Here is a 24,246-nt window from a genome sequence, read left to right as displayed (position 1 = left end):
GGCCCACAAGCCGATCCGTTGCGATTCATCCCGGATACCGGGAGGAATGTCACGCGATCAGGTTGGTCAGGCATACCGTCGAGGTGTGAGCACAAGGATCGCGCTGATCTGAGAAACGGGGTCATCCTTCGCAAGGCTCGCGCCCACAACCTGCCGACACCGATGGGGTCGGTGCTGGTGCCCCTGCTCGCCGCCGCAAGCGACGGTCCGGGCTGACACATGGAGGTAGTCGAATGAGCTCGAAAAGCGATCGCATCGTACGTTGTTCCGCTGGTCATCTGTATACGACCAAGTGGGTTCCGCTCGGATCGTTCAAAGCTATCCGCCTTGGCTCCAAGCGATTTCAGCGATGCCCGGTCGGCAAGCATTGGGCGCTCGTGAGCCGGGTGGATCCGGCAACCTTGACGGACGCGGAACGAGCTAGCGCCGCAGAAATTCACGACATCAACATAATATAGACAGTCCAAGCTGGACAGTTTGAACTGATGGTTCTACTCTGGAGCCATGGCCACAACAAAGGACGGGATCTCTGCGTCGGCGTCTCTAGCCGCACGCGATCTCAGGGTGGCCATCAGCCGCATCCGTCGTCGCATCAAGCGGGTCTACGACACCCGCGATCTCACGCCGTCACAACTGTCGGTTCTCAGTCGCCTCACGCAAGAGCAGAACGTCTCCGCGAGCGACCTTGCGGCCGCCGAGCAGGTTCGCCCGCAATCGATGGCCGCCATCCTGTCGTCGCTCGCCGAGCGCGACATGATCGAGCGTCGACCGGACCCCAACGACGGTCGTAAGCAACTGATCTCACTGAGCGAGACCGGCCGCGAGCACATCCGCGTGAGCCGACGAGCACGCGACGAGTGGCTCACCCGCTCCATGCAGGATCTCTACACCGAGGACGAGCGACGCACGATCAACGACGCCCTGACGCTGCTGGAACGGTTGACGGACACATGACCGTCGGATCGACGCTGAACCGCCCGTCGAACACCCGCTTCGACCGCAAGCTCAGCGCGCCACTGGTTCTGGGCTCGATGCTGAATCCGGTGAACTCTACGATGATTTCGGTGTCGTTGATTCCCATCGGACTGGCCTTCGGAGTTCCGCCGTCGACTACCGCATGGCTGGTCTCCGCCCTGTATCTCACCACCGCAGTCGGTCAACCCGTCATCGGCCGACTGGTCGATCGGTTCGGTCCGCGCCCGCTCTACCTCGCTGGATCGGCTTTGGTCGGCATCGGCGGGCTCCTCGGAACGCTGGCACCGTCGCTCGGGTTCCTGATCGCCGCACGGGTTCTGATCGGCCTCGGCACCTCCGCCGCCTATCCGGCCGCAATGTTTCTGATCCGACGCGAAGCAGAACGCACAGGACGGGACACGCCGGGCGGAATCTTGACAGCGCTGTCGGTGGCCGGTCAGACCACGGGAGTGCTCGGACCCACGCTGGGCGGCGTGTTGATCGACGTCGGCGGCTGGCGCACCATCTTCGCGGTCAATCTTCCGCTCGCTCTCGCGTGCGTTGTCCTCGGCATGTTGCGGCTACCGAAAATCCCCACACCCAGGCGTGCCGACGTCGGCGGGATCGACACTCCGGGTATGACGTTGTTCGCGACGATGCTCACTGCCGCAATGCTTTTCCTGATGAATCCGCACGTGTCGAACTGGTACCTGCCTGTTCTTGCAGTCGCAGCCGCCGCGGCACTGACGTTTCGCGAACTGCACACCGCCAAGCCGTTCCTCGATCTGCGAGTACTCGGTGGCAACCTCCCTCTGCTCGCTACCTTCCTGCGTCAACTCCTCTCCTACACAGTCGCTTACGCGTTCCTCTACGGCTTCACGCAGTGGCTGGAGGAGTGCCGCGGACTCAGCGCGTCGAGCACAGGTTTGATCCTGCTTCCGATGTCGTTGATCGGCATCGGCACCAGCATCCTCGCCGGACGTCGCAGCGAAGTTCGCGGCAAATTGGTGATCGGCAGCATTGCGATGATTGCGGCGTGCTCGATACTGCTCTTTCTGAACTCGTCGACGACTATCTGGATTCTCGTCGGAATCGGTGTGTTCACCGGAACGCAGCAGGGCCTCAACGGACTTGCCAACCAGAACGCTCTCTATCACCAAGCCGATCCGGAAAGGATGGGTTCCTCAGCTGGCCTGCTCCGCACTTTCACCTACCTCGGTGCGATGGTCGCTGCGGCAGCGGTCGCCGCCGCGTTCGGTCACGGCGCCGATACGTCCGGCCTTCACAATCTCGCATTGTTCCTACTCCCCTGCGCTGCACTGCTTCTCGTCGTCACACTGGCCGACCGCTCGCTGAGCCACGTCGTGCCAGCCAACCCACAATAGAAAGGCCGCCCATGGCCGTCACCACTCTCGATCCCAACACCGCACTGGTCGTCATCGACCTGCAACGCGGAATCGCCTCACTGCCAACGGTTCCCCACTCCGGACCCGAAGTGGTTGCGAACGCCGTCGAACTGGCCGATGCATTTCGTGCCAGGAAAGCGCCTGTGGTCCTGGTCCGCGTGAGTACCGCGCCGGACGGCTCCGATGCCGCACCCGGACGCACCGACGGCGGCGCGCAGCCCAAAGGCGCCACGCGACCCGAGGGGTGGGACGTGATCGTCGACGAGTTGTCCGGTCACGACGAGGACATCGTTGTCACCAAACGCAATTGGGGCGCATTCTTCGGCACCGACCTCGATCTGCAGCTGCGTCGTCGCGGTGTCACACAGATCGTGCTGGCAGGAATCGCCACCAGCATCGGCGTCGAATCGACCGCTCGCGCCGCACACGAGCACGGCTACCACGTCACATTGGCGACCGACGCGATGGCCGACGGCAGCGAGGATGCGCACGACAACAGCATCCAGCGAATTTTCCCGCGCCTCGGTGAAACCGGAACGACGGCAGAGATTGTGGAGCTGCTGGCCGCGTCCCACGACTAAGGCACAATCGGTATGTGAGCGAAATGTCCCACTCCGTACCAGAAGCGCACGATCGTGACCTGATCAGCGCACGGGAGGGCGACAATGCGGCGTTCACCCGCCTGGTCGCGCCGCTTCGCCACGAGTTGCACGCACACTGCTACCGCATGCTCGGCTCGTCGCACGATGCCGAAGATGCGCTGCAGGACGCGTTGCTGCGCGCTTGGCGTGGGCTACCGCGGTTCGAGGGTCGTAGTTCGTTGCGCTCCTGGGTCTACACCGTCGCAACCCGCACCTGCCTCGATACGGTGGCGAGCCGGGGGAAGCGGGCGCTGCCGATGGACCTCGGGCCGTCCAGTGATCACGCGGTCCTAGGCGATCAGCCGCTCACCGACATCGCCTGGCTCACGCCGTTCGCCCCCGATCCGCACGCTGATTACGAGCAGCGCGAGACCATCGAGCTCGCCTTCGTCGCTGCACTGCAACATCTTCCAGGCAACCAGCGGGCAGCCTTGCTGCTGTTCGAGGTGCTCGGATTCCCAGCGTCCGACATCGCGCAGATGATGGATACCTCGACAGCATCGGTCAACAGCGCCTTACAACGCGCTCGCCGCATCGTCGCCGACAAAGTACCCGCGGCCACCCAGCAACAGACGTTGCGCGAACTGGGCGACGCACAATTACGGAAGGTGGTCGCCGAGTACTCCGCGGCACTGCAGGACGGCGATGCAGACGCACTCGTCGCCCTGCTCACGGAAGATGTCACCTGGTCCATGTCGCCGCTCGCACATTGGTATCGCGGCATCGACGCTGTCACCGATTTCGCCGTCAAGGTCCCGCTGACCGGCTGTGGCGGTTGGCGTCGAGTCCCGGTCGATGCCAACGGTCAGCCGGCCGCGGCGTCGTACCTGTGGGATGAGGTGGTCGGCACATACCTACCCTGGGCTATCGATGTGTTGACGTTGCGCGGCAACAAGATTGCCGCGGTCACCAGCTTCATCGGCCGCGAGCATTTCGAGCTATTCGGACTTGCCGACAGCGTCTCGCGCTAGATAGGGCTTCTGATCGGGCAGGTCGGCGAAGAGCGCCCACTCGTGCACCTGCTGCCGCCCGCGTAATGCCGGGGGCGCCACCGATGCCAAATCGCTCACACCGACGACCTGGCACTCCGAGAATCGCGACTTCGGAATCTGGTCCCACCGGTCGAAATCCTCAGGTCGCATCCGCCGAAATATCACCACGTCGTGCTGCTCGAGCAGATCGAGCGTCCAGTCTTCGCCGACCTGAACGCAGTACACGCTGGTCGCGTTTCGCTTCTCGACCATGCACGACACAGTGGCGTGAATGAGATGCGTCGTCAGACCTACCCGCGGCGAGTGGATGAACAGCGGGTTATACGCCTCACGCGGGTGATGGGCTACGACCTCGAAGGCGCGATACGCAAAATGGGTATGCCGCGCGAGCTCGCTCGCAAATGTTTCGAAAGTCAGCATCGGATCCGGTGCGATGTTGTGCAATGCGGGCAGTGGTGCAGTCACGTGAAGGTCCCCAATCCTCAGTTGTGCACTCCAGTATGCGCCGCGAAGAAGTCCCAGATCACATCGTTCGCGACAACCGCATTCGACACCGGTCCCAGCAAGTCGGTCAATGCTGACATGCCGTTGCTCCCCGGCCAGGTGTGCTCACCGCCCTCGATTACATAGAGGACCACGTCCGCGCCGCCTCTGCACCCGCCCCAGGCCTTGCGCGTAACTCCCTGTGCAACAGCATCATCGACGGGATCGGATCGGCAGCCGTTGTGCGCAGCCCACGCCTGCGACGATGCCAGCGCGCCTGGGCGAGCACTCATGAACAGCAGACCCTCGGTCGTGGCATCGGACAGTGCGAGCCCTGACGCACCTGTTCCCACGCCGCCGTCGAACGGTACGAACCTGTCGGCCGTCCCATGAAACGACAAGACGGGGAGCGGCTTCGCAGGCGCACAGTCGTCCGGGCTGTACAGGCCCGACACGGTGACCAGCGCCGCGAAACGATCCGCCTGATCGCACGCAACGATCGAGCCGAACACACCACCGACCGCAAATCCCATCACCAGCACCCGACTGGTGTCGATACATGCATCGCGCTCTACGTCGTCGAGCAAGTCCGATACGAAGCGTTGGTCGTCGGTCCACCACGGGATGTTCTTGTAGTTCCAGGTGAGCAGCCCCTGGCCGTTGACCGGCTCCGGCGTGATCACCACAGCACCGACGTCGTCCGCCTTCACCTTGCCCGCGGCATCCGGCTTGGTGAAACCGCTGATCGATTCCTCGACCGTGGCAGGCGAGTATGCGGTGAGGTCGAGCACCAACGGAGCGGGCTTACGTGCATCCAGCCCGAACGGCACATAGCGCGCATAGCTGCGATCGCGGCCACCGCTGGACAGCGACTCCTGCGTGCGTCCTGAAGCCGTCGGGGCTGCGGTGCAACCCGGCGACGCGTTGGACGTCGGTGGCGTGCGGACCTCTGGCTGCTCCGCGGCGCAGGAGGCGAGCAGCAGCCCGGCCGCCACAGTGAACAACCACCAGCGCCTCACAACAAGGCTGCGAAGCGCTCGGCAAACAGATAGGCGTCACCCGGCCAGCGAGCGGAGACGTAGTTGCCGTCTTCGACGACGAACGCATGCGAGTCGTCTGTTCGGGTGCCTCTGCTGACGCTACGCGGGCCTCGCTGGAACTGCGCCGAATCTGCCAGCGCCGCAACCACTTCGTCTTCGACGTACGCGGGATAAGTGCGGTAGTACCGGCCCAGTTTCCATGCCGTCGCCAGGTATGCGGAGCGCTCCATGTACTTCGGCAGGCAGGTGGTCCGCCGTTGCGCCAGTACGCTTTTCCCTGTCGCGACATCTTCGGTTCGGGCCAGCACCAGCACGCCGTGACAGATTGCCCCGACCGGTTTTCCGGTGGCCCAAAATCGAGCAACCACGTCCTGCAACTCGGTCGACCCCAAGTACTGCCGCATCCCGGGTGCGTGCCCGCCCGGAAGGATCAAACCGTCGAATCCGGTGACATCGAGATCGCGCCAACTCACCGGATCGGCGAACCGGCGATCCTTCGTCAGCTCCCGGTAGAACTCGATGGGCTCCGGATCGGCACCGAGTTGCCCGAACAAGACTCCGGTCAGCAGGCGCGGATCGCACTGCGGCGCAACGCCTCCTGATTCCGTTGCGAAAACGATGTCGTGACCTGCGTCGGTCAGCAACCGCCACGGCACTGCAACCTCAGTGGTATCGAAGTCGTTGTCCGGCAACGGAATCAGGATCTTCATTCGACTGCGATCAGTCCGTGAAGGTTGCGGCGTCGATGACGAACCGGTAGCGCACGTCGCTGGCGACCACCCGCTCGTAGGCCTGATCGATCTCCTTGGCTGCGATGGTTTCGATCTCTGCGCCGATCTTGTGCTCGGCGCAGAAGTCGAGCATCTCCTGCGTCTGCGGAATGCCACCGACCATCGACCCCGCGAGGCTGCGACGGTTCGCGGCGAGGCTGAAACCCTTGACCTCGATCGGATTCTCGGGCAGGCCCAGGATCACCAGCGAACCGTTGATCGCCAGCAACGACATGTAGCGGTCCATGTCGAGATTCACCGACACGGTGTTGATGATCAGATCGAAGTGACCGCGAAGATCCTTGAACGTCTGGTCGTCCTTGGTGGCGTAGTAGTGATCGGCGCCGAACTTGGTGCCGTCTTCCTGCTTGCTCAGGCTCTGGCTCAGCACCGTCACCTCGGCGCCCATCGCGCTGGCGATCTTCACACCGACGTGGCCGAGGCCGCCCATCCCGATGATCGCGACCTTCTTACCTGGCCCCGCACCCCAGTGCTGCAGCGGCGAGTAGAGCGTGATGCCCGCGCACAGCAGCGGTGCGGCAACGTCGAGTTCGAGGCCGTCCGGGATGGACAGAACGAAATGCTCGGTGACGACAACCTGGGTGGAGTAGCCACCCTTGGTGATCTCGCCGTCGGGCTGTTTCGAATTGTAGGTCTGGACAACACCTTTGAAGCAGTACTGCTCTTCACCGGCCTTACAGGCGTCGCACTCACCACAGGAATCGACGAAGCAGCCGACACCGACGCGATCGCCGACCTTGTGCTTGGTCACGTCGGAGCCCACTTCGGCGACAACGCCTGCGATTTCGTGGCCGGGCACCACCGGATACCTGGTGCCCTTCCACTCGTTGCGGGCAGTGTGAATGTCGGAGTGGCAGATGCCGGCGTACTTGATATCGATCAATACATCGTTGGGACCGAGATCGCGGCGTTCGATTTCGATCTTCTCGAACGACGCGTCGGAGGCGGACATCGCATAGGCGGTAGCTGAAACCATAACTACATGGCTACCTGCGCATTCCGGATAACGCAAACCATCCGTCGCGCAGCGTTCACCTGCATGAGGCCCATCACACGATCCCAGGGGGTATGACGGGAATATGAAAGCGCTGACCGTTGTTCCGGGCCGTGCCGGTTCCATCGAATTGTCCGAAAGGCCCGATCCCGAGCCCGGCACCGACCAACTCCTCGTGGACGGTCTCGCACTGGGCGTCTGCGGTACCGACAAGGAGATCGCCGCGGGCGAGTACGGCTGGGCACCCAGCGGATCGGACCGGCTGATCCTCGGCCACGAGTCGCTCGGCCGTGTTCGACAGGCGCCTGCCGATTCCGGCTTTGCCGCAGGCGATCTGATCGCGGGCGTGGTTCGACGGCCCGATCCGGAGCCGTGTGGCGCCTGCGCCCGAGGCGAATTCGACATGTGCCGCAACGGAAAATACACCGAGCGCGGAATCAAGGAACGCGATGGCTACGGCAGTCAGAGCTGGGTGGTCGAGCCGGAGTACGCCGTGAAGCTGGACCCGAATCTGGAGCGGGTCGGCGTCCTGATGGAACCGACCAGCGTCGTCGCGAAGGCATGGGAGCAGATCCGGCTGATCGGCGAGCGTAGCTGGTTCGAACCGAAGACCGCGCTGATCACCGGCGCCGGACCGATCGGTCTGCTCGCCGCCATGATCGGCGTCCAGCGCGGCCTCGACGTTCACGTCCTCGATCGGGTGACGTCCGGTCCCAAGCCCGACCTCGTCGCACGGCTCGGCGCGACCTATCACTCCGGCACCGTCGCCGATGTCGCCAAGCAGCTTGCGCCTGACGTGATTCTCGAAGCGACCGGCGTCGGCCAACTGGTGTTCGACGCGATGAACGGCACCGGTGGCTACGGCATCGTATGCCTGACCGGCGTCTCCACCGCGGGTCGAACACTCGACGTCGACGCAGGCGCAATCAACCGCCAGATGGTGTTGGAAAACGACGTCGTGGTCGGGTCGGTCAACGCCAACCTGCGCCACTACACACTGGCGGCGCAGGCCCTGGCCAAGGCGGACCCGGCCTGGCTGAACGGTTTGATCACCCGACGCGTGCCGATCGAACAGTTCCAGGATGCCTTCACCGCACGCGACGACGACGTCAAGGTCGTCATCGCGCTCGACGAGAGCCAGCAGTAGCGCACAGCAATCGTTCAGATGGCGGTCTGTCCCGCCGCCTACCGACATAGCGAGACCCCGACGAGACGTCCGGGCGTCGGCCTGACAATTAATTCGCTCGCCGTGCATCGTTTACGAATCGTTTCAGGAGGTACCTCTCCTGCAGGCAGCAGCTCGCTGCCGGCAGCCCGAGGGGAAACAGGTGACTCGACCGAAGCTCGTGATCGCCGACGACGGAAACGCCGATCTGAACGCCGCCTACAGCCGGTGTCGGGCGTTGAACGCCGAGCATGGACGTACTTACTATCTCGCGACACGAATGCTGCATCCGACTCAACGACCAGCGGTGTACGCGCTCTACGGATTCGCCCGCTACGCCGACGACATCGTCGACGAGCCGGCCAGCGGAACCGACGTCGACACAATTGCGACGCAATTGACAGATCTCGGTCGATCGTTGCGCTCGGGGTTGGACAGCGGACACTCCGCGCATCCTGTGCTGGCTGCCGTCGTCGATACGGTCGGTAGATACCAGATCGATCCCGCACTCTTCGCGGTGTTCCTGGACTCGATGCTGATGGACCTCACGGTTACCGACTATCCGAACCGCGCTGTGCTCAGCAGTTACGTTCACGGTTCCGCCGAAGTGATCGGGCTGCAGATGTTGCCGGTACTGGGCACCGTGACCTCACGAACGGAGGCTGTGCCCTATGCCGCCGCGCTCGGCCATGCCTTTCAGCTGACCAATTTCCTCCGCGATATCGCAGAGGATCTGGATCGAGGACGTATCTATCTGCCTGCAGACGAACTCGCCACTTTCGACGTCGATCGCGATCGGCTGCTGTGGTGTCGAAGAACGGGTCGGCTCGACAACAACGTTCGACGTGCCCTCGAGCACCAGATCGCCTACGTTCGCTCTGTCTATCGTGAGGCCAAGGACGGCATCGTGATGCTGCATCCCATTTCACGCCCTTGTGTCGCAACGGCATTCGACCTCTACGGACGCATCCTGAACCGAATCGAGGACCAGGATTTCAATGTCTTCGCAGGTCGGGCGACCGTCGGAACAGGACAACGAATTGCAGTCGCCGCACGTGCGGCCGCGCGGACCGTCGCCGTGCGGGCAAGCGTGCGAACGCTCCCGACGCCAGCGCCGTCGTGACTCCCCCGAAGTCAGCCGCGCCGACGCTGCATCGGATCACCGCAGCCGTTGCGCCGCCGTCACCTGACGGCCGCGGGAAGGATGCCGAGTTCGCGGCCTCCGTCACTGAGGTGCTCGACCATTTTTTCGCTTCCCGTGACGGAGAACTTTCGCGACTGGGCGACGTGTACGTCAACGCCGTACGCGAGTTGCGGAGTTTCGTCTTGCGCGGCGGCAAACGAATCAGACCCACCTTTGCGTGGCTGGGATGGCTCGGCGCGGGTGGAGACGAAACCGGCAGTCAGGCAGATTCCGTGCTGCGCGCCTGTGCCGCATGGGAATTCATACAAGCGTGTGCACTGATACACGACGATGTCATGGACGCATCCTGCACTCGGCGCGGCGAACCATCGGTACACACACGATTCGCGGACGTTCATCGCCGGGCAAGCTGGAGGAACGATCCCGCCAAGTTCGGCGAATCGGTAGCCATCTTGCTCGGCGATCTCGCATTGTGCTGGGCCGACGATCTCTTTCACGAGGCCGGTCTACGCAGCGATCAGGTGGCGCGCGCGACGCACGTGTGGAGTGCGATGCGTACAGAGTTGATCGGTGGTCAACTTCTCGACGTGGTCGGCGAGGCCAGTGCCGACGAGTCGATGGAGACAGCGATTCGCATCGACCGGTACAAAACTGCTGCTTACACCGTCGAACAGCCGTTGCATTTCGGCGCCGCCCTCGCCGGGGCGGATCCGCGACAGATTCGGGCTTTTCGCGCGTTCGGACGCGACATCGGCGTCGCGTTCCAACTGCGTGACGACCTTCTCGGCGTTTTCGGCGATCCTGCGGTTACCGGTAAACCCGTCGGCGACGATCTGCGCCAAGGCAAGCGCACCGTCTTGCTGGCAGTCGCATTGCGAACGGCCGACGCCGAAAACCCATCGGCAGCAGGACTCTTACGCGACAAGATCGGTACCGAGCTGTCAGACAACGACATTGCAGACCTTCGTGAAGCTGTGCATGAACTGGGTGCGGCCGACGACATCGAGGCGCGCATCGACGTGCTTCGACAAGGTGCATTCAGCGCATTGGACGCAGCGCCTATCGATCCCGGCATCCGGGATCGGCTGCACGGCATGGCGTGGTCGGCAACCCGGCGGAGCCTATGAGTAGCGCCGAGCTGGACGATCACTGGCAGTACCTGATCGTCATGGCGGGATGTCTACTGATCACCGCGCCGCTGGAGTTCGTCGGTGGCGGCGTGTATCGCCGTCCGATTCGCGTACTGCGCGCTGTGTTGCCAGTCGCTGCCGTGTTTCTGCTCTGGGACGGGTTCGCCATCGCAGCGAACGTGTGGACCTACAACGAGCGTTACATCACCGGCAGAACGCTGCCGTTTCGAATTCCGTTGGAGGAGTTGATTTTCTTCCTCGTGATACCGATCTGCGCGATTCTGACCTATGTCGCTGTGCAAGCGATAGTCGATCGGCGTTCGATGACCAAGCGCTTATCCGGGCAGAACACATGACCGGCCTCGGCTACACCGTGCCCACGACGCTGGCCGTACTTCTGGTGTGCGCGTGGGAGATCAAGGTCCTGCGTACCGGCCTGTTCCGAAAACCTGCGTTCTGGCTGTCGATGACAATCGTGCTGGGCTTTCAAACTCTCGTCGATGGCTGGCTCACCAAGCTCAGCGCACCGATAGTGCGATACAACTCCGACGACATGACAGGGTTGCGGGCGCCCTGGGACATCCCGGTCGAGGATTTCCTATTCGGGTTCGCCATGGTCACCGCCGTTCTGTTGCTATGGGAACGGCAGGCGAGACAACGATGACAGCCTTCCGCCCCGATCGAGGACGGGACCGTCGACGGGTACTCCACCCTGCGCCCTCCGGCATCCCTGATGCCGGGTGCTTGTACGGACACCGCCGACCACATGTCGTGGTCGTGGGAGCCGGAATCGCCGGTCTGTCCGCCGCTACTGGACTTGCCGAGCGCGGAGTCGACGTGGACATCGTGGAACGCGAGCCGTATATCGGAGGACGCGTCGGTGGGTGGACCCAGACGCTGCCCGGCGGCAGCGTCGTCGGCATGAACAGGGGCTTTCACGCCTTCTTCCGCCAGTACTACAACCTGCGGAACTTGCTGCGCCGCAACGACCCCGGTCTCCACCGCCTGATTCAGCTGGACGACTATCCATTGATCGACGCGGGTGGCGCGGTCGATCGTTTTCGCGGCCTGCCGCGCACTCCGCCCTGGAATGCGCTCGTGTTCGCGCTCCGCAGTCCGACGTTCTCGTTGCGTGATCTCGCGAAACTCGACTCGAGAGCCGCAGCGCCCTTGGCAGCTGTGTCCGTTCCGGAGATCTACGAGCAGCTCGACCACCTGGACGCGGACCGCTTCCTGCAGAACATCAACTTTCCGGCCGCCGCGCGCCACCTCGCCTTCGAGGTCTTCTCCCGCAGCTTCTTCGCCGAGCCGACCGATCTCTCGGCCGCCGAACTGGCAACGATGTTTCACATCTACTTTCTCGGTTCCAGTGAGGGCCTCGTCTTCGACGTTGCTGAAGATAACTTCGACGACCTGTGGGCTCCGCTTCGTCGATACCTCACCGACAAGGGAGTTCACGCTCGTACTGGGACGGTCCGATTTCACACTCGCGTCTCCATCGCGTCCATCGACACCGCCGGTTCCACTGCCGCTTTTCACCTCACCGACGACACCGGTGCCGGCATCGATGCGGACGGCGTGGTGCTGGCCACCGATGTGGCAGGCCTACGCACAATCGTCGCGGGCTCACCCACTATCGCCGACCACGCGTGGCGCGAACGCGTGCAGAGGATGGGTACCGCTCCCGCGTTCGCGGTACTGCGGCTGTGGCTGGATCGACCCGTTGCAACCGATCGACCAGGATTTCTGGGAACCGGAAATCTCGAGCCTTTGGACAACGTCAGCGTCGTCAACCACTACGAACACAGTGCTGCCGTGTGGGCTCGCCGCCACGGCGGATCCGTGGTCGAGCTGCACGCGTACGCGCTTCCGGACGAGGCGCAGATCGGCGAAGGATCGGTCCGCCTTCGAAGGCAACTGCTCGGGCGCCTCCACGCGCTCTATCCCGAAACAGCGACAGCTCGCATCGTCGACGAACGCCTGCTCTTCCGCCGCGACTGCCCACGCTTCGCGCCGGGCGATCACGCGCAACGTCCCCGCGTCGGCACTCCCGAGCCTGGCCTCGCCCTCGCCGGCGACGGCATCCGCATCGATCTACCCGTCGCCCTGATGGAGCGGGCCGCCACCACAGGCTGGGCGGCCGCCAATCACCTGCTCGCCCGCTGGGGCGTGGCGGGGCACCCGTTGTACACAGTTCCCACCCAGGGGCGTTCGGCGCTACTGCGTCGCGTCGCGAATCGAGAAAGGCGGATGCACAATGAGTTTGCGTGATGACATCAGTCGGAAATGGACGTCGCTGGTGCCATTGCGACGACTTCGCTCTATCGATTGGGATCGACAGGAGCCTACCTACCGGCAAGCGCGGCCATCGGTGATCGATGCCGCGCTCGACAGGTCTCAGAGCCGCCCGTCAGGCAACTGGTACGTGTTCGCGGCAAGCCGACGCGTTGGCGGCGACAAACCGTTCGGCACCACAGTCGGAGGGATCGAAATCGTCGCCTGGCGCGACGAGCAGCAGCGCTTGCATGTCGGACCCGGCGCATGCCCACATCTGGGCGCTCCCCTGTCGGACGCCGCCATCCATTGCGGCGCGTTGATCTGCCGCTGGCACGGCCTCAGGTTGGGCAACGAGCGGACGCCCAACTGGAAGACATTTCCCAGCCACGACGACGGCGTCCTCGCGTGGGTTCGCCTCGACCAGCTCGGCGGCGACGAGCCACTCGATCATCCTGTGATCGTCGGCCGACCCGCCCGCACGGAACTGCACGCGGTGACGAACGTTGTCGGCGTGTGTGAACCGGCCGACATCATCGCCAACAGACTCGACCCGTGGCACGGTGGCTGGTTCCACCCGTATTCGTTCACGCAACTAGAGGTGCTGGACTCGCCCCCGCCGAGCGGGACCGCCACCGCCGCAGCGGATCGTTTCCTGGTCGATGTCACGTTTCGTGTCGGAAAATTCGGTGTGCCGGTCCGGGCGGAGTTCACCAGCCCGGAGCCGCGCACTCTGGTCATGCGAATCACCGACGGCGAAGGAACGGGAAGCCTTGTGGAAACACATGCCACCCCGCTGGGACCGGGCCTCGACGGTCGGCCGCGCACCGCCGTGATCGAAGCTGTCATCGCGACCTCCGATCGCCCGAAATTCGAGTACGCACGGCGCATGCGTCCGCTGATCGCGCCTCTGATGCGACGCGCCGCCGATCGGCTGTGGCGCGACGATCTGGCTTATGCCGAGCGTTTGTATCGACTTCGCACACAACGCCTGACCGATTCTCTGTGAGCGTCAGTCGTCGGCGTCAGAAGCGGCGGTCTTCACGGCGATGTCGGTGGCTCCGCTCATCGGGCACTCGTCGACGGTGCGATCTATCAGCGCACTGCGCACGTCGGCGTCGTCGGTGTGCGGAAGGTCGAATGACACTTCCGCGCTCAGGTCGTAGGCCAAGCCACCATTGTGGGTCAGCGTCACCCTTGCGGTTGCCGTCGCATCCCTGAGGTCGACGTCACCGTTCGTCGACGTGCTCACGAGCGTCTGCCTGAGGCAGCTCGCGAGCGCCGCCCGCAAAGGCGTTCGGGTGTCAAGTCGTCGGAATCGGTTGCGACATCGGGTGTGGCGACTCGATAGGAGAGCTTCTCGATGTCGTCGATCGTGACGCTCCCGGCGTCGGCGATCGCGTGCGTTGCGTAGGTCAATTCACTCATGATGTCCTCTCGCCTTTCGAAAATCTCTGACTGTCAACGGAATACCCGCGAGCTTCGATCCGACACGTCACTGCTGGAACGAGAGGAGTACGGTCCGTTCGATGACACGCAGTGATGACGTAGAAGACTCGCCCGCGGTGGACCCGCGTGTGGTCCGCACGCGTTCCGACGTCATCAAAGCTGCAATGCAGGTACTCATGGACGAGGGCCTCGAGGCGGTCACTCATTCGAGAATTGCGCAGGTCGCCGGGTATTCGAAGGCCACGTTGTACTCGCATTGGCCTACCCGCGCACACCTGATCCGGGACGTCTTCGCGCAGTTCCAGAATTTCGAACACCACACGCCGACAGGTGATCTCCAGGCGGATCTCGTCGCCGAGCTGATCATGTTTCGACAGGCGATAGTCGAACACCGCCTCGATCGAGGACTGGTCATGCTGCTTGCACTGATGTCATCGCATCCGGAGTTGGTCGACATACGAGACAACATGGTCACCGACGGTGAGCGGGTACTGCGCCGGCTGCTGGCAACCACCGTGTCAGGACCTGCGCTGGAGGCCGCGGTGCTGTCGCTGAGCGGCGCTGTTCTGCACGCTGCGCTGCTGCACGGCGAACCACCCAGCGATTCCGTGATCGAGGCGACCGTCGACATGACGCTGCGCGGGATAGGTCTGCAGCAGTAGCTGCCGGTCGACATTTTTGGTAGCCAAAGCTTGCTACTGAACATATAGTTCAATAGTGTTCAGTTAGTCGAGTAATCGAAGAACTGTTCAGGATACGCTGTTGGCTGTCGCGCGCTGCGACGCGGACCGCGCCAGTTGCAGTCAGTGCACGATTGGGGAAATACACATGCCGGCAATCGTTTTCGGATCGATAAGCACCATCGCAGACACTTCGGAGTTGCAACGACAAGCGTTCAACGAGACGTTCGCCGCCGAGGGTCTCGATTGGCAATGGAGTCGCGACGACTATCGCGAGATGCTCGTGCAGAGTGGCGGGAAGTCGCGTATTGCGGAATTTGCGCGATCGCGTGGGCAGGACGTCGATGCCGAAGCCCTGCACAAAGCCAAATCGCAAGCCTTCCAACGCAATGTCGCCGCTGCCGATCTGGCACCGCGTCCAGGGGTCGTCGACACCATCAAGAGCGCGAAGGGAAACGGCTGGAAGCTCGGGTTGGTCACCACGACGTCGCGCGACAACATCATGGCGTTGCTGAATCGGCTGAGCCCCGACGTCTCGGCCGACGACTTCGACGTCATCGTCGATCGTGGCGATGTCGAGCAGCCGAAACCGGACAAGGCCGCGTATTCCTTTGCGCTGCAACACATCGGTGAATCGGCTGAAGATTGCGTAGCGATCGAGGACAACGCCGACGGTGTCACCTCCGCCACGACCGCCGGCATCACATGCGTCGCATTTCCCAACGCGAACACCGGCGAGCAGGATTTCGGCACAGCCCGACGCGTCGACCGTTTGGACGCCGACCAACTGCAAGGACTCACCGGCGGCGGGCGTTCCGCATGACTTCTCACGTCGAGTCGACGTTCACAGCGACCGACGCCGCCTTCCGCATCGAAGCGTACGAGAAGATCGACTACTCACTGCTGTGCGTCGACGGCGTCTTCGCGATCGAGAACACCGAACTCGCCGACAGCTACGCACGTTTCGGACGGGCCCTGATGGTTGTCGATCCCACGGTCTATGGGCTGTACGGCGAGCAGATGCATGCGTACTTCGATCATCACGGTATTGCGTTGACGGTCTTTGCGGTGCGCATCAAGGAGACCGACAAGGCGCTGGCAACAGCCGAACTCATCATCGACGCATTCGAAGACTTCGGTTTGGTACGCAAGGAACCGGTGCTGGTGGTCGGCGGCGGACTGACCACCGACGTCGCAGGCTTCGCCTGCTCGATCTTTCGGCGCTCGACGAATTACATTCGCATTCCCACCACCCTTATCGGCCTCATCGACGCGAGCGTTGCCATCAAGGTCGCGGTCAACCACGGCAAGGCCAAAAATCGGCTCGGCTCGTTTCACGCATCGCAGCAGGTGTTGTTGGACTTCTCGTTCCTGAAAACGCTCCCGATCGACCAGGTGCGCAACGGGATGGCGGAGTTGATCAAGATTTCCGTCGTCGGGAACAACAACATTTTCGAACTGTTGGAGAAGTACGGCGAAGATCTGCTGCTCACTCGGTTCGGACATCTCAACGGAACGCCCGAGTTGCGGGAGATCGCCGATCGCATCACCTACGACGCGATCGAGACGATGTTGACGCTCGAAGTACCCAATCTTCACGAGTTGGATCTCGATCGCGTCATCGCGTTCGGGCACACCTGGAGCCCGGTTTTGGAATTGACGCCGGACATCCCATATTTTCACGGTCACGCCATCAACGTCGACATGGCGTTCTCCACGACCATCGCCGAACAACGCGGCTACATTTCCGTCAGCGAGCGCGACAGAATCTTCTGGCTGATGAGCAAAGTCGGTCTCGCACTGGACAGTCCGCATTTCACGCCCGAGTTGATCGAAACGGCGACGGACTCGATCGTCAAGACGCGAGACGGGCAAACGCGTGCAGCGTTACCGAAACCTATCGGCGCATGTGTCTTCGCCAATGACCTCGCCATGGCCGAACTCGCCGAAGCGCTGACCATTCATCGTCAGGTTTGCCGTAAGTACCCTCGGCACGGCGACGGTGAAGACATGTTCACGCCGTGATCACAGCGGCACGTCCGGTCACACCGATGAGCCTGCTCGCGGACAGGCTGGACGGTCTGGCTACCGCGCTTGTCGGGGTCGACGCCGCGATAGCCGACCAAGTGCGCGAATTATGCTTACTGGCAGGTGGATTGGATCCATATCTGAGCCGGTGGAGCACCCCGGAATCGGAGGCTTTGCGGCTGCTGGATCAACGCACAAGGGAAGCCGAGTGGAGTCCGCGTAGCGGGTTGGAGCAGGAAATGCTGTCCGGCCACGTCGAAGGGCAATTCCTGCAGATGCTGGTACACGCGACGCAGGCGACGCGCGTTCTCGAAATCGGCATGTTCACAGGCTATTCCGCGCTGGCGATGGCGGAAGCGTTGCCAGAGGACGGCACGTTGATGGCGTGCGAAATCGATGCCGCCGCGGCACGTCTCGCTCGCGAGCTGGTCTCGGCTTCGGCAAGCGGTCACAAAATCGATATCGCCCTCGGGCCCGCCGAACACACGCTCGACCGACTTTCCCTCGCCGACGCGCAGTTCGATCTGATCTTCATCGACGCCGACAAGTCGGGCTACGTCGAATACCTCGACACTGTGCTCGACACAGGTCTGCTGGCGCGAGCGGGGCTGATCGTGGTCGACAACACCATGATGCAGGGCCAACCGTGGGCGTCGGCGACTCCAAATGCCAACGGCGTAGCGATCGCCGAGTTCAACCAGTTCGTCGCTACCGATCCCCGTGTCGCGCAAGTACTCATCCCACTCCGCGACGGGGTCACCTTGATCCGACGGGTCGACGGTAGCTGAGGTGCGTCGAGTCGCGTTACACCCTGTCGGCATCGAGATCAGCGATGTCTCACTGGTCGACGCCGATACGAATCTGATCGACGAACTCCGACATCTGCTCGCCGAGCACGGCGCTGCGATACTGCCTGATCAACCTATCGACGACACCGCCTTTGTCGCATTTCTGCGTGCGTTCGGCGACCTCACCTTCTCGACAGGCGAGACTCCGGTGCCCAACTTCCCCGATCTCAATCTGATCAGCAACATCGGACGAACCACACCACCGCGCAGCGTGTTTCACGCCGACACCACGTACGTCCGTCACCCGCCTGCCTACACGGCGTTACGCGCGGTCGAAATACCCGCGCAGGGTGGCGAAACGCTCTTCACCAATCAGTATCGCGCCTACGACACCCTTCCGGACGACGTCCGAATACGTCTGACCGGCAAAACGATTCGCCATGTCGTCACCGGCGTGGATCTCGGCGCCGACGACGAGTCGGAAGCTGACCATCCCGTCTTCCTGCAGCACCCGATCTCAGGCCGGACAGCCCTTTACCTGTCGACTCCGCAGCGATGCATGGCAATAAGCGGCGAGGCGGAACAGCAGGGCAGGGACATGATCGACTACCTGTACGCACATTCGACTGCCGCGGAGAACATCTACCGTCATTCGTGGTCGCCAGGTGATGTCGTGATGTGGGACAACCGCTGCGTTCTGCACCGCGCCGACCACTCCGACGTGGTCGGAAACCGGCTCATGCACCGCGGAATGGTCGCCGACACATCACGGAGTGCGTGAGGTGTTCCAAGCGAAGACCATCGGCACCCTTGCCCTGCTGCAGGTGGTGCTGCCGCTGAATCTGGCACTGACGACATTCGCGTTGTTACGTGGCGTCTTTGTCGCTCCGCCACCCGTAGCCGTTGCGGCACAGCGCAAGACGATATTGGTCAGCGGCGGAAAGATGACGAAAGCACTTCAGCTGGCACGGTCGTTCCACGCAGCGGGGCATCGGGTCGTTCTCGTCGAGTCGAGCAAATACCGCTTCAACGGACATCGATTTTCGCGCGCAGTGGATCGGTTCTACACAGTGCCTGCACCTGATTCCGACAACTACGCGGTCGCATTGCTTGCCGTTGTTCGCGCCGAGGAAGTGGACGTCTATGTGCCGGTGTGCAGTCCGGTGGCGAGCTACTACGACGCACTCGCGAAAGATCAGCTGTCACCGCACTGCGAGGTTCTCCATTGCGATGCGGACATGGTGGCCCGCCTCGACGACAAATACGAATTCTTCGCTCTGGTCGCGTCTCTCGGATTGTCGACGCCAGAGACCCACCGCGTCACTGCGCCGGGGCAGGTCGAAGAGTTCGATTTCACCGGAACCGACTACATCCTCAAGAGCATCCCCTACGACCCCGTCCACCGTCGCGACATGACAACGGTGCCTCGGCCCACAGCAACCGAAACCACGACATACGCCCGGTCGAAGCCGATCACCGAGGCGACGCCGTGGATCATGCAGGAATTCGTTCGAGGACAGGAGTACTGCACCCACAGCCTTGTGAGAGACGGCGCGGTGCAGGTGTTCTGCTGTTGCGAATCATCGGCTTTCCAGATCAACTATCGGATGGTCGACAAGCCCGAGATCGAGGAGTGGGTCGGAGAATTCGCGCAACGGTTGAATCTCACCGGTCAAGTCAGCTTCGACTTCATCCAGGGTGATGACGGCCGGTTGCACGCGATCGAATGCAACCCGCGAACCCATTCGGCAATCACCATGTTCTACGACCATCCCGACCTGGCGAGGGCGTACCTGGAACGTGGTGTCCCCGTGGTGAAACCCCTGCCGCACAGCAAGCCCACCTACTGGATCTACCACGAACTCTGGCGGCTGGTGACTCAGCGCGGTGGCAGGGCTCACCGACTCGCCGTGATCGCACAGGGTAAGGACGCCATCTTCGACTGGGACGATCCGTTGCCGTTTCTGCTGGTTCACCATCTACAGATACCGTCGTTGCTGCTGTCGAATCTGCTGCGGCGCAAGGGATGGACAGGTATCGACTTCAATATCGGTAAGCTGATCGAGGCTGCGGGTGACTGACCGATGACCGTCCATGTTCTGCACCTGGCGGGTTCGGCATCTAGCGAATTTCTCTGCGATCTGTCCAGGCTGTACGCGGCCGATTGCGTGAAGGCAGCCGCCGACGAGGATCGGTACAAGTTCAGCATCGCCTATGTGACACCCGACGGCCTCTGGCGATTTCCGACCGATCTCGGGCGTGACGCAATAGACGCGGCCGATCCTTATGAGCCTGCCGACGCGGTTCGACAACTTGTGAATTCGAGAATCGATGTAGTTGTGCCGCAGATGTTCTGCGTTCCGGGAATGACCACCTACCGTGCACTCTTCGACCTTCTCGCCATCCCATACGTCGGCAACACGCCCGCCGTCATGGCCCTAGGCGCGAACAAGGCGTTGGCAAGAGCAGTGGTCGGTGCTGCCGGTGTCGATGTGCCGACGGGACAGGTGGTGACACGAGGAGAGCGTGTGTCGATTCCCGCACCTGCGGTGGTCAAGCCGGTGGACGGTGACAATTCGGTCGGGTTGGCATTTGTGGGGGACGCCGACGCATACGACGCCGCACTCGCCGCAGCATTCGAGTATTGCGACGATGTGCTCGTCGAATCGTATGTGGAACTCGGCCGGGAAGTGCGCTGCGGAATCGTCGTTCGCGACGGCGAGCTGCTGTGTCTACCGCTCGAGGAATACCGGGTCACGAAGCGCGTCCGTGACCATGAGGACAAGATCAGTCGAGACCGGAACGGCGACCTGTCGTTGGTAGCGAAAGTGCGTGACAGGGCGTGGATAGTCGACCCCCGCGATCCTGTGACGAAACGGGTATGGGAGGCAGCACGGAAGTGCCACGCCGCCTTGGGTTGTCGCGACTACAGCTTGTTCGACTTCCGGATCGACCCGACGGGCAATCCGTGGTTCCTCGAAGCCGGACTGTACTGCTCCTTCGCCGAGAACAGTGTGATCGCCATGATGGCGAGCGCGGCCGGGATTCCGTTGAATGCCCTGTTCGGGACGGCGATCGATGCAGCGCTACGGGGCCGTTCACCCCTCCGATGACCAGCTCGGTGCAACGGATTGTCGCTGTCGCAGCGCTGACTTCAGAGCAGCTCGGTCGTCGAACGGAGTCTCGACGTTGCCGTGTACCTGGACCGGGTCGTGCCCGCGTCCCGCGATCACCACCACGTCGCCGGGCGTGGCGCGCGCGACAGCTGTGGCAATAGCTTCGGCGCGATCTGCGACTGTCATCACCTCGGCGCTTCGTGCCCGGCGCGCACCGCTCGCAACTTCTTCACGCAGGTCGTACGCCGCGTCGAAATGCGGACTTTCGTCGGTCACGATGACCACATCGGCCTGTCGAGCTGCGTTGAAACCCAACGGGTCTCGCTTACCGGGGTCACGCTCGCCCGTCGCTCCCATCACGACGATCACCCGTCCGGACGTCAGCGAGCGGAGGTAGGGGAACAGTCGCCGCTGTCCCGCAGTGTTGTGAACGTAATCGACAAGGGCGACGAACGGCTGCCCTTCGTCGACGGGTTGAAGTCGTCCGGGTACGAGGTCCAACTTTTCGATGCCGTCGATCGCCGACGGCACGTCCACACCGCCCGCGTACAGCGCAGCGATTGCCGCGGCAGCGTTATCCGCCTGATGGTGGCCCAGCAATCGGAGCCGAACAGGAAGCGTGCCCAGATCGCAACGCAGAGTGAAGGAAGTACCTGCGCGGTCTGCTCGCACATCGTCGACGAAGAAGTCCGCGCCGGCGTCGGACGTCGAGAATGTCGTGCTGGGAACGTCGACCTCGGCCGCCAACCGACGCCCGAATTCGTCGTCCGTTCCGATGACGGCGCTATCGCATCGTCCCGGTGTGAAGAGGCTGGCTTTGGCCGAGTAATAGGCGTCCATGTCGGCATGAAAATCGAGATGATCTCGGTCGAGGTTGGTGAAGACCCCGACCCCGAAGTGCGTGCCCGCAGTGCGGTACAACGCCAGCGCGTGACTCGACACTTCCATCGCCACCGCAGAAAGGCGTTGTGCTGCAAAGGTTGCCAGTATTTGCTGGAGATCGGACGCCTCCGGGGTCGTGCGCACCGCCCGCCGCGGTTCGCCGCGTCCACGAACTTCGACGCCAGTGATCAACCCGCTGGTCACGCCCGCGGCTCGCAAACCGGCATCGATCAGGTAGGCGGTGCTCGTTTTCCCGTTGGTCCCCGTGACACCGTAGACATCGAGTGCGCGCGAAGGATGATGATGGAACCACGAAGCCAGCGGCCCGAGTACGCGTCGCGGATCCGCGACGACGATGGTGGGCAATGTATGCGAGTCACGGTCGCTCAATATGGCGACCGCACCGTTTCTCTTGGCTTCGTCTGCAAAATCGATTCCATGATGACGAGAGCCCGATAACGCAACGTACAGGTCGCCCGGCTGAGCCGTTCGCGAATCCTGGCTTATCCCAGTCAGACTCGATTCGATCTGGGAAACAAGCGAGCTGTCACCTAACAGAGCAGCGACTTCACGCACTGTCGTCATCCGCATTCGATCACCACCGGCCCCCAACGGCGCACATCGGCCCCACTGCTGACTCACTCGACTTCGTTCGGATCGGGGAGTTCTCGCGTGTGGGCGCTGCGCGCATCGAGGCGATGCAACACCCTGTCGGCGACAATGGCGTCTCCGCCAGGCTCGTCACGTGCCGAAACCACCTCCTGCCGAGCGGCTGTGAGCATTTCGGTTTCGAGCTCTTCGACTCTCCACGCGTGCCGCAACCGCGTGTGGGCGGTCCGATGATCGTCGTCCAGTGGCCCAGTTCCCAGCTTGCGCCACATGACAACCGCCGAATCCTGCACCTGATCGATCAGTTCGTCTTCGATGTCGCCATCGGCTCGGATCTCGCGAAGGCGGTGGAGACCGGCCTCTCGTGCGCGTTCGGCCAAAGCGCGTTCAGCGTCTCGCTCGTCGTTGCGCGACGCTAGGACACCGAGACGGCGAACCAGCGGGGGCAGGGTGAGCCCCTGAATAAGCATGGTGGCGAGCACGACGAAAAATGCGATGAACACCAACCTGTTCCGCTCAGGGAACCCGTCGGCCGCAGCAGGCAATCCAAGCGCTGCGGCCAATGTGACCACTCCGCGCATGCCGGACCAGGATGCGATAGCCATCTCCTGCCAGCCCACCGGTTCGGCTCGGTCGCCTCCTCGCTTGCGTACGTTCTCGTCGATCGAGGTCACAGCGAAGATCCATACGATTCGCACCACGATTACCAACGCGGTGATCGCAGCTCCCTGAACGATCGCAGTCCGTAGATCACCTGAAACATCGTGTGCGACCGCACGCAATTCGAGCCCGACGAAAGCGAAAGCCGCTCCGGTGACGAGTAGTTCGATGATCTCCCAGGTCGCGCCGGAGACCAACCTGGTTTGTGCGGATTCGGTGTCGGCATAGCGGCTGAGCGCAAGCGCCAGCGTGACGACCGCAAGAACTCCGCTGCCGTGGGCGTAGTCCGCGGCGGCGTAGGCAGCGAAGGGCACGACGAGAAGCAACGCTGTACCGGCCGGATGCGCGGGTAGCTTGCCGAGCAACCACCTCGTCACGAAAGCGACGGCCAAACCGACGACAATTCCGAGTGCTATCGCGAGAAGCAAGGTTCCGCCGGCTCGCCACGGCGAGAAGGCCCCGGTGACGGTGCTGGCAACGGCGACCTCGTAAAGAACCAGAGATGTCGCGTCGTTGGACAACCCTTCACCTTCGAGCACGGTTTTCAACCTGCGCGGTAAACGCAGCTCGCGAGCGACCACAGTTGCGACAACAGGATCCGGCGGTGCGACCATCGCACCGAGGGCGATGGCAGCCATCAGCGGCAGGCCTGGAACCAACGCCTGCAGAAGGACGCCGACGGCCGCTGCGGTGACCGCGACGAGCGCAACTGCGAGCAACCCGATAGCTCGGCGATTGTCGTAGAACTCGCGCCACGACGTTCGACGAGCGGCGGCGAACAGCAATGGCGGCAGAACCAGTGGCAGAATCAATTCGGGGGCGATGGTCGGCAAAGGGACGCCCGGCACGAATGCCACCGCCAAACCGAAGATCAAGAGCAGAACCGGATACGGCAGCTTCAATCGATCGGCGGTAGACGCGAGAACGATCGTCGCTGCAAACAACACGAGCAGCAGCGTCAGTTGCGCCAAGATGACCCCTTCCCGAAATGCCGAACGGATTCGGATACCCCTGGGGCAG

General features: G+C 62.7%; 26 protein-coding genes and 1 pseudogene. 19 read left to right on the top strand and 8 right to left on the bottom strand.

Annotated features, from left to right (window positions below):
• Positions 1-105: 105 nt before the first annotated feature.
• From FOY51_RS27610 to FOY51_RS15035, 5 genes and pseudogenes are all read left to right on the top strand, one after another.
• A pseudogene (locus FOY51_RS27610) lies at positions 106-216 on the top strand (oxidoreductase); the annotation flags it as partial.
• Positions 217-504: 288 nt separating this feature from the next.
• Positions 505-954 carry a MarR family winged helix-turn-helix transcriptional regulator gene (locus FOY51_RS15050; protein WP_149431049.1) on the top strand — a complete coding sequence of 150 codons (450 nt, stop codon included), beginning with the start codon at positions 505-507 and terminating at the stop codon, positions 952-954.
• Positions 951-2,339 carry an MFS transporter gene (locus tag FOY51_RS15045; RefSeq protein ID WP_149431048.1) on the top strand — a complete coding sequence of 463 codons (1,389 nt, stop codon included), beginning with the start codon at positions 951-953 and terminating at the stop codon, positions 2,337-2,339. The genes FOY51_RS15050 and FOY51_RS15045 overlap by 4 nt, the downstream gene beginning before the upstream one ends.
• 11 nt (positions 2,340-2,350) lie before the next feature.
• Positions 2,351-2,941: a hydrolase gene (locus FOY51_RS15040; RefSeq protein WP_149431047.1), complete on the top strand. Its 591-nt coding sequence runs from the start codon at positions 2,351-2,353 to the stop codon at positions 2,939-2,941.
• A gap of 23 nt (positions 2,942-2,964) precedes the next feature.
• Positions 2,965-3,972, top strand: coding sequence for a sigma-70 family RNA polymerase sigma factor (locus FOY51_RS15035; RefSeq protein ID WP_149431160.1), 1,008 nt, complete (start codon positions 2,965-2,967; stop codon positions 3,970-3,972).
• On the opposite strand, the gene FOY51_RS15030 is transcribed toward FOY51_RS15035, so the two are convergent.
• From FOY51_RS15030 to FOY51_RS15015, 4 genes are read right to left on the bottom strand one after another with little or no spacing between them, the layout of a single operon-like run.
• Positions 3,940-4,458 (bottom strand): DnaA ATPase domain-containing protein, encoded by a 519-nt coding sequence (locus tag FOY51_RS15030; RefSeq protein ID WP_149431046.1) that lies wholly within the window; start codon positions 4,456-4,458, stop codon positions 3,940-3,942. The genes FOY51_RS15035 and FOY51_RS15030 overlap by 33 nt on opposite strands.
• Positions 4,459-4,475: 17 nt before the next feature.
• The gene (locus FOY51_RS15025) at positions 4,476-5,480 is read right to left on the bottom strand and encodes a CE1 family esterase (RefSeq protein ID WP_187776334.1); all 1,005 of its coding nucleotides are present in this window, start codon (positions 5,478-5,480) and stop codon (positions 4,476-4,478) included.
• Positions 5,481-5,491: 11 nt separating this feature from the next.
• Positions 5,492-6,226, bottom strand: coding sequence for a type 1 glutamine amidotransferase domain-containing protein (locus FOY51_RS15020; RefSeq protein WP_149431044.1), 735 nt, complete (start codon positions 6,224-6,226; stop codon positions 5,492-5,494).
• Positions 6,227-6,236: 10 nt separating this feature from the next.
• A complete protein-coding gene (locus FOY51_RS15015; protein WP_149431043.1) occupies positions 6,237-7,283 on the bottom strand; it encodes an NAD(P)-dependent alcohol dehydrogenase in 1,047 nt (348 codons plus the stop codon).
• A gap of 103 nt (positions 7,284-7,386) precedes the next feature.
• Here FOY51_RS15015 and FOY51_RS15010 point away from each other — a divergent pair, with 103 nt between their 5' ends.
• From FOY51_RS15010 to FOY51_RS14980, 7 genes are all read left to right on the top strand, one after another.
• Positions 7,387-8,448 (top strand): glucose 1-dehydrogenase, encoded by a 1,062-nt coding sequence (locus FOY51_RS15010; protein WP_149431042.1) that lies wholly within the window; start codon positions 7,387-7,389, stop codon positions 8,446-8,448.
• A gap of 181 nt (positions 8,449-8,629) precedes the next feature.
• Positions 8,630-9,589: a phytoene/squalene synthase family protein gene (locus FOY51_RS15005; RefSeq protein WP_235916361.1), complete on the top strand. Its 960-nt coding sequence runs from the start codon at positions 8,630-8,632 to the stop codon at positions 9,587-9,589.
• Positions 9,586-10,737 (top strand): polyprenyl synthetase family protein, encoded by a 1,152-nt coding sequence (locus FOY51_RS15000; RefSeq protein ID WP_353961373.1) that lies wholly within the window; start codon positions 9,586-9,588, stop codon positions 10,735-10,737. The genes FOY51_RS15005 and FOY51_RS15000 overlap by 4 nt, the downstream gene beginning before the upstream one ends.
• An 11-nt stretch (positions 10,738-10,748) precedes the next feature.
• Entirely contained in the window at positions 10,749-11,096 is a 348-nt protein-coding gene (locus FOY51_RS14995) for a lycopene cyclase domain-containing protein (RefSeq protein ID WP_149431157.1), read from the top strand.
• Positions 11,093-11,404: a lycopene cyclase domain-containing protein gene (locus tag FOY51_RS14990; protein ID WP_149431041.1), complete on the top strand. Its 312-nt coding sequence runs from the start codon at positions 11,093-11,095 to the stop codon at positions 11,402-11,404. Before FOY51_RS14995 ends, FOY51_RS14990 begins: the two co-directional genes overlap by 4 nt.
• Positions 11,401-13,011 (top strand): FAD-dependent oxidoreductase, encoded by a 1,611-nt coding sequence (locus FOY51_RS14985; RefSeq protein ID WP_149431040.1) that lies wholly within the window; start codon positions 11,401-11,403, stop codon positions 13,009-13,011. Before FOY51_RS14990 ends, FOY51_RS14985 begins: the two co-directional genes overlap by 4 nt.
• On the top strand, positions 12,998-14,023 hold the full coding sequence (locus tag FOY51_RS14980; RefSeq protein WP_149431039.1) for a Rieske (2Fe-2S) protein: 1,026 nt from the start codon (positions 12,998-13,000) through the stop codon (positions 14,021-14,023). The genes FOY51_RS14985 and FOY51_RS14980 overlap by 14 nt, the downstream gene beginning before the upstream one ends.
• 3 nt (positions 14,024-14,026) lie before the next feature.
• Here the strand turns inward: FOY51_RS14980 and FOY51_RS27230 are convergent, their stop codons facing one another.
• Both FOY51_RS27230 and FOY51_RS27225 read right to left on the bottom strand, forming a co-directional pair.
• On the bottom strand, positions 14,027-14,266 hold the full coding sequence (locus FOY51_RS27230) for a hypothetical protein (RefSeq protein WP_187776333.1): 240 nt from the start codon (positions 14,264-14,266) through the stop codon (positions 14,027-14,029).
• Positions 14,263-14,442: a hypothetical protein gene (locus tag FOY51_RS27225; protein WP_187776332.1), complete on the bottom strand. Its 180-nt coding sequence runs from the start codon at positions 14,440-14,442 to the stop codon at positions 14,263-14,265. Before FOY51_RS27225 ends, FOY51_RS27230 begins: the two co-directional genes overlap by 4 nt.
• Before the next feature lie 101 nt (positions 14,443-14,543).
• On the opposite strand from FOY51_RS27225, the gene FOY51_RS14970 reads away from it, so the two are divergent.
• The 7 genes from FOY51_RS14970 (at position 14,544) to FOY51_RS14940 (ending at position 21,072) form a co-directional block, all read left to right on the top strand.
• Positions 14,544-15,125, top strand: coding sequence for a TetR/AcrR family transcriptional regulator (locus FOY51_RS14970; protein ID WP_149431037.1), 582 nt, complete (start codon positions 14,544-14,546; stop codon positions 15,123-15,125).
• 166 nt (positions 15,126-15,291) lie between these two features.
• A complete protein-coding gene (locus tag FOY51_RS14965; RefSeq protein WP_149431036.1) occupies positions 15,292-15,966 on the top strand; it encodes an HAD-IA family hydrolase in 675 nt (224 codons plus the stop codon).
• Positions 15,963-17,168: a sedoheptulose 7-phosphate cyclase gene (locus FOY51_RS14960; protein WP_149431035.1), complete on the top strand. Its 1,206-nt coding sequence runs from the start codon at positions 15,963-15,965 to the stop codon at positions 17,166-17,168. Before FOY51_RS14965 ends, FOY51_RS14960 begins: the two co-directional genes overlap by 4 nt.
• Entirely contained in the window at positions 17,165-17,959 is a 795-nt protein-coding gene (locus FOY51_RS14955; protein ID WP_235916359.1) for an O-methyltransferase, read from the top strand. The genes FOY51_RS14960 and FOY51_RS14955 overlap by 4 nt, the downstream gene beginning before the upstream one ends.
• Before the next feature lies 1 nt (position 17,960).
• The gene (locus FOY51_RS14950; protein ID WP_149431034.1) at positions 17,961-18,740 is read left to right on the top strand and encodes a TauD/TfdA dioxygenase family protein; all 780 of its coding nucleotides are present in this window, start codon (positions 17,961-17,963) and stop codon (positions 18,738-18,740) included.
• Positions 18,733-20,040 carry an ATP-grasp domain-containing protein gene (locus tag FOY51_RS14945; RefSeq protein ID WP_149431033.1) on the top strand — a complete coding sequence of 436 codons (1,308 nt, stop codon included), beginning with the start codon at positions 18,733-18,735 and terminating at the stop codon, positions 20,038-20,040. Before FOY51_RS14950 ends, FOY51_RS14945 begins: the two co-directional genes overlap by 8 nt.
• 3 nt (positions 20,041-20,043) lie before the next feature.
• Positions 20,044-21,072, top strand: a complete 1,029-nt coding sequence (locus FOY51_RS14940) for a D-alanine--D-alanine ligase family protein (RefSeq protein WP_149431032.1) — start codon at positions 20,044-20,046, stop codon at positions 21,070-21,072.
• Here the strand turns inward: FOY51_RS14940 and FOY51_RS14935 are convergent.
• Positions 21,058-22,542 carry a UDP-N-acetylmuramoyl-L-alanyl-D-glutamate--2,6-diaminopimelate ligase gene (locus FOY51_RS14935; RefSeq protein WP_235916357.1) on the bottom strand — a complete coding sequence of 495 codons (1,485 nt, stop codon included), beginning with the start codon at positions 22,540-22,542 and terminating at the stop codon, positions 21,058-21,060. The genes FOY51_RS14940 and FOY51_RS14935 overlap by 15 nt on opposite strands.
• A gap of 53 nt (positions 22,543-22,595) precedes the next feature.
• Positions 22,596-24,197 carry a Na+/H+ antiporter gene (locus FOY51_RS14930; RefSeq protein WP_149431030.1) on the bottom strand — a complete coding sequence of 534 codons (1,602 nt, stop codon included), beginning with the start codon at positions 24,195-24,197 and terminating at the stop codon, positions 22,596-22,598.
• Positions 24,198-24,246: the final 49 nt, after the last annotated feature.

It is taken from the genome of Antrihabitans cavernicola, from assembly GCF_008297975.1.
Lineage (GTDB): Bacteria > Actinomycetota > Actinomycetes > Mycobacteriales > Mycobacteriaceae > Antrihabitans > Antrihabitans cavernicola.
This window is presented reverse-complemented; position numbering and strand designations above follow the sequence as displayed.

What these genes read in the sequence shown, in the direction of transcription:
- FOY51_RS15050 (WP_149431049.1), top strand. Translation starts at nt 505, where the DNA reads ATGGCCACAACAAAGGACGGGATCTCTGCGTCGGCGTCTCTAGCCGCA.
- FOY51_RS15045 (WP_149431048.1), top strand. Translation starts at nt 951, where the DNA reads ATGACCGTCGGATCGACGCTGAACCGCCCGTCGAACACCCGCTTCGAC.
- FOY51_RS15040 (WP_149431047.1), top strand. Translation starts at nt 2,351, where the DNA reads ATGGCCGTCACCACTCTCGATCCCAACACCGCACTGGTCGTCATCGAC.
- FOY51_RS15035 (WP_149431160.1), top strand. Translation starts at nt 2,965, where the DNA reads ATGTCCCACTCCGTACCAGAAGCGCACGATCGTGACCTGATCAGCGCA.
- FOY51_RS15020 (WP_149431044.1), bottom strand. Translation starts at nt 6,226, where the DNA reads ATGAAGATCCTGATTCCGTTGCCGGACAACGACTTCGATACCACTGAG.
- FOY51_RS15015 (WP_149431043.1), bottom strand. Translation starts at nt 7,283, where the DNA reads ATGGTTTCAGCTACCGCCTATGCGATGTCCGCCTCCGACGCGTCGTTC.
- FOY51_RS15010 (WP_149431042.1), top strand. Translation starts at nt 7,387, where the DNA reads ATGAAAGCGCTGACCGTTGTTCCGGGCCGTGCCGGTTCCATCGAATTG.
- FOY51_RS14990 (WP_149431041.1), top strand. Translation starts at nt 11,093, where the DNA reads ATGACCGGCCTCGGCTACACCGTGCCCACGACGCTGGCCGTACTTCTG.
- FOY51_RS14985 (WP_149431040.1), top strand. Translation starts at nt 11,401, where the DNA reads ATGACAGCCTTCCGCCCCGATCGAGGACGGGACCGTCGACGGGTACTC.
- FOY51_RS14980 (WP_149431039.1), top strand. Translation starts at nt 12,998, where the DNA reads ATGAGTTTGCGTGATGACATCAGTCGGAAATGGACGTCGCTGGTGCCA.
- FOY51_RS27225 (WP_187776332.1), bottom strand. Translation starts at nt 14,442, where the DNA reads ATGAGTGAATTGACCTACGCAACGCACGCGATCGCCGACGCCGGGAGC.
- FOY51_RS14970 (WP_149431037.1), top strand. Translation starts at nt 14,544, where the DNA reads ATGACACGCAGTGATGACGTAGAAGACTCGCCCGCGGTGGACCCGCGT.
- FOY51_RS14965 (WP_149431036.1), top strand. Translation starts at nt 15,292, where the DNA reads ATGCCGGCAATCGTTTTCGGATCGATAAGCACCATCGCAGACACTTCG.
- FOY51_RS14960 (WP_149431035.1), top strand. Translation starts at nt 15,963, where the DNA reads ATGACTTCTCACGTCGAGTCGACGTTCACAGCGACCGACGCCGCCTTC.
- FOY51_RS14940 (WP_149431032.1), top strand. Translation starts at nt 20,044, where the DNA reads ATGACCGTCCATGTTCTGCACCTGGCGGGTTCGGCATCTAGCGAATTT.
- FOY51_RS14935 (WP_235916357.1), bottom strand. Translation starts at nt 22,542, where the DNA reads ATGACGACAGTGCGTGAAGTCGCTGCTCTGTTAGGTGACAGCTCGCTT.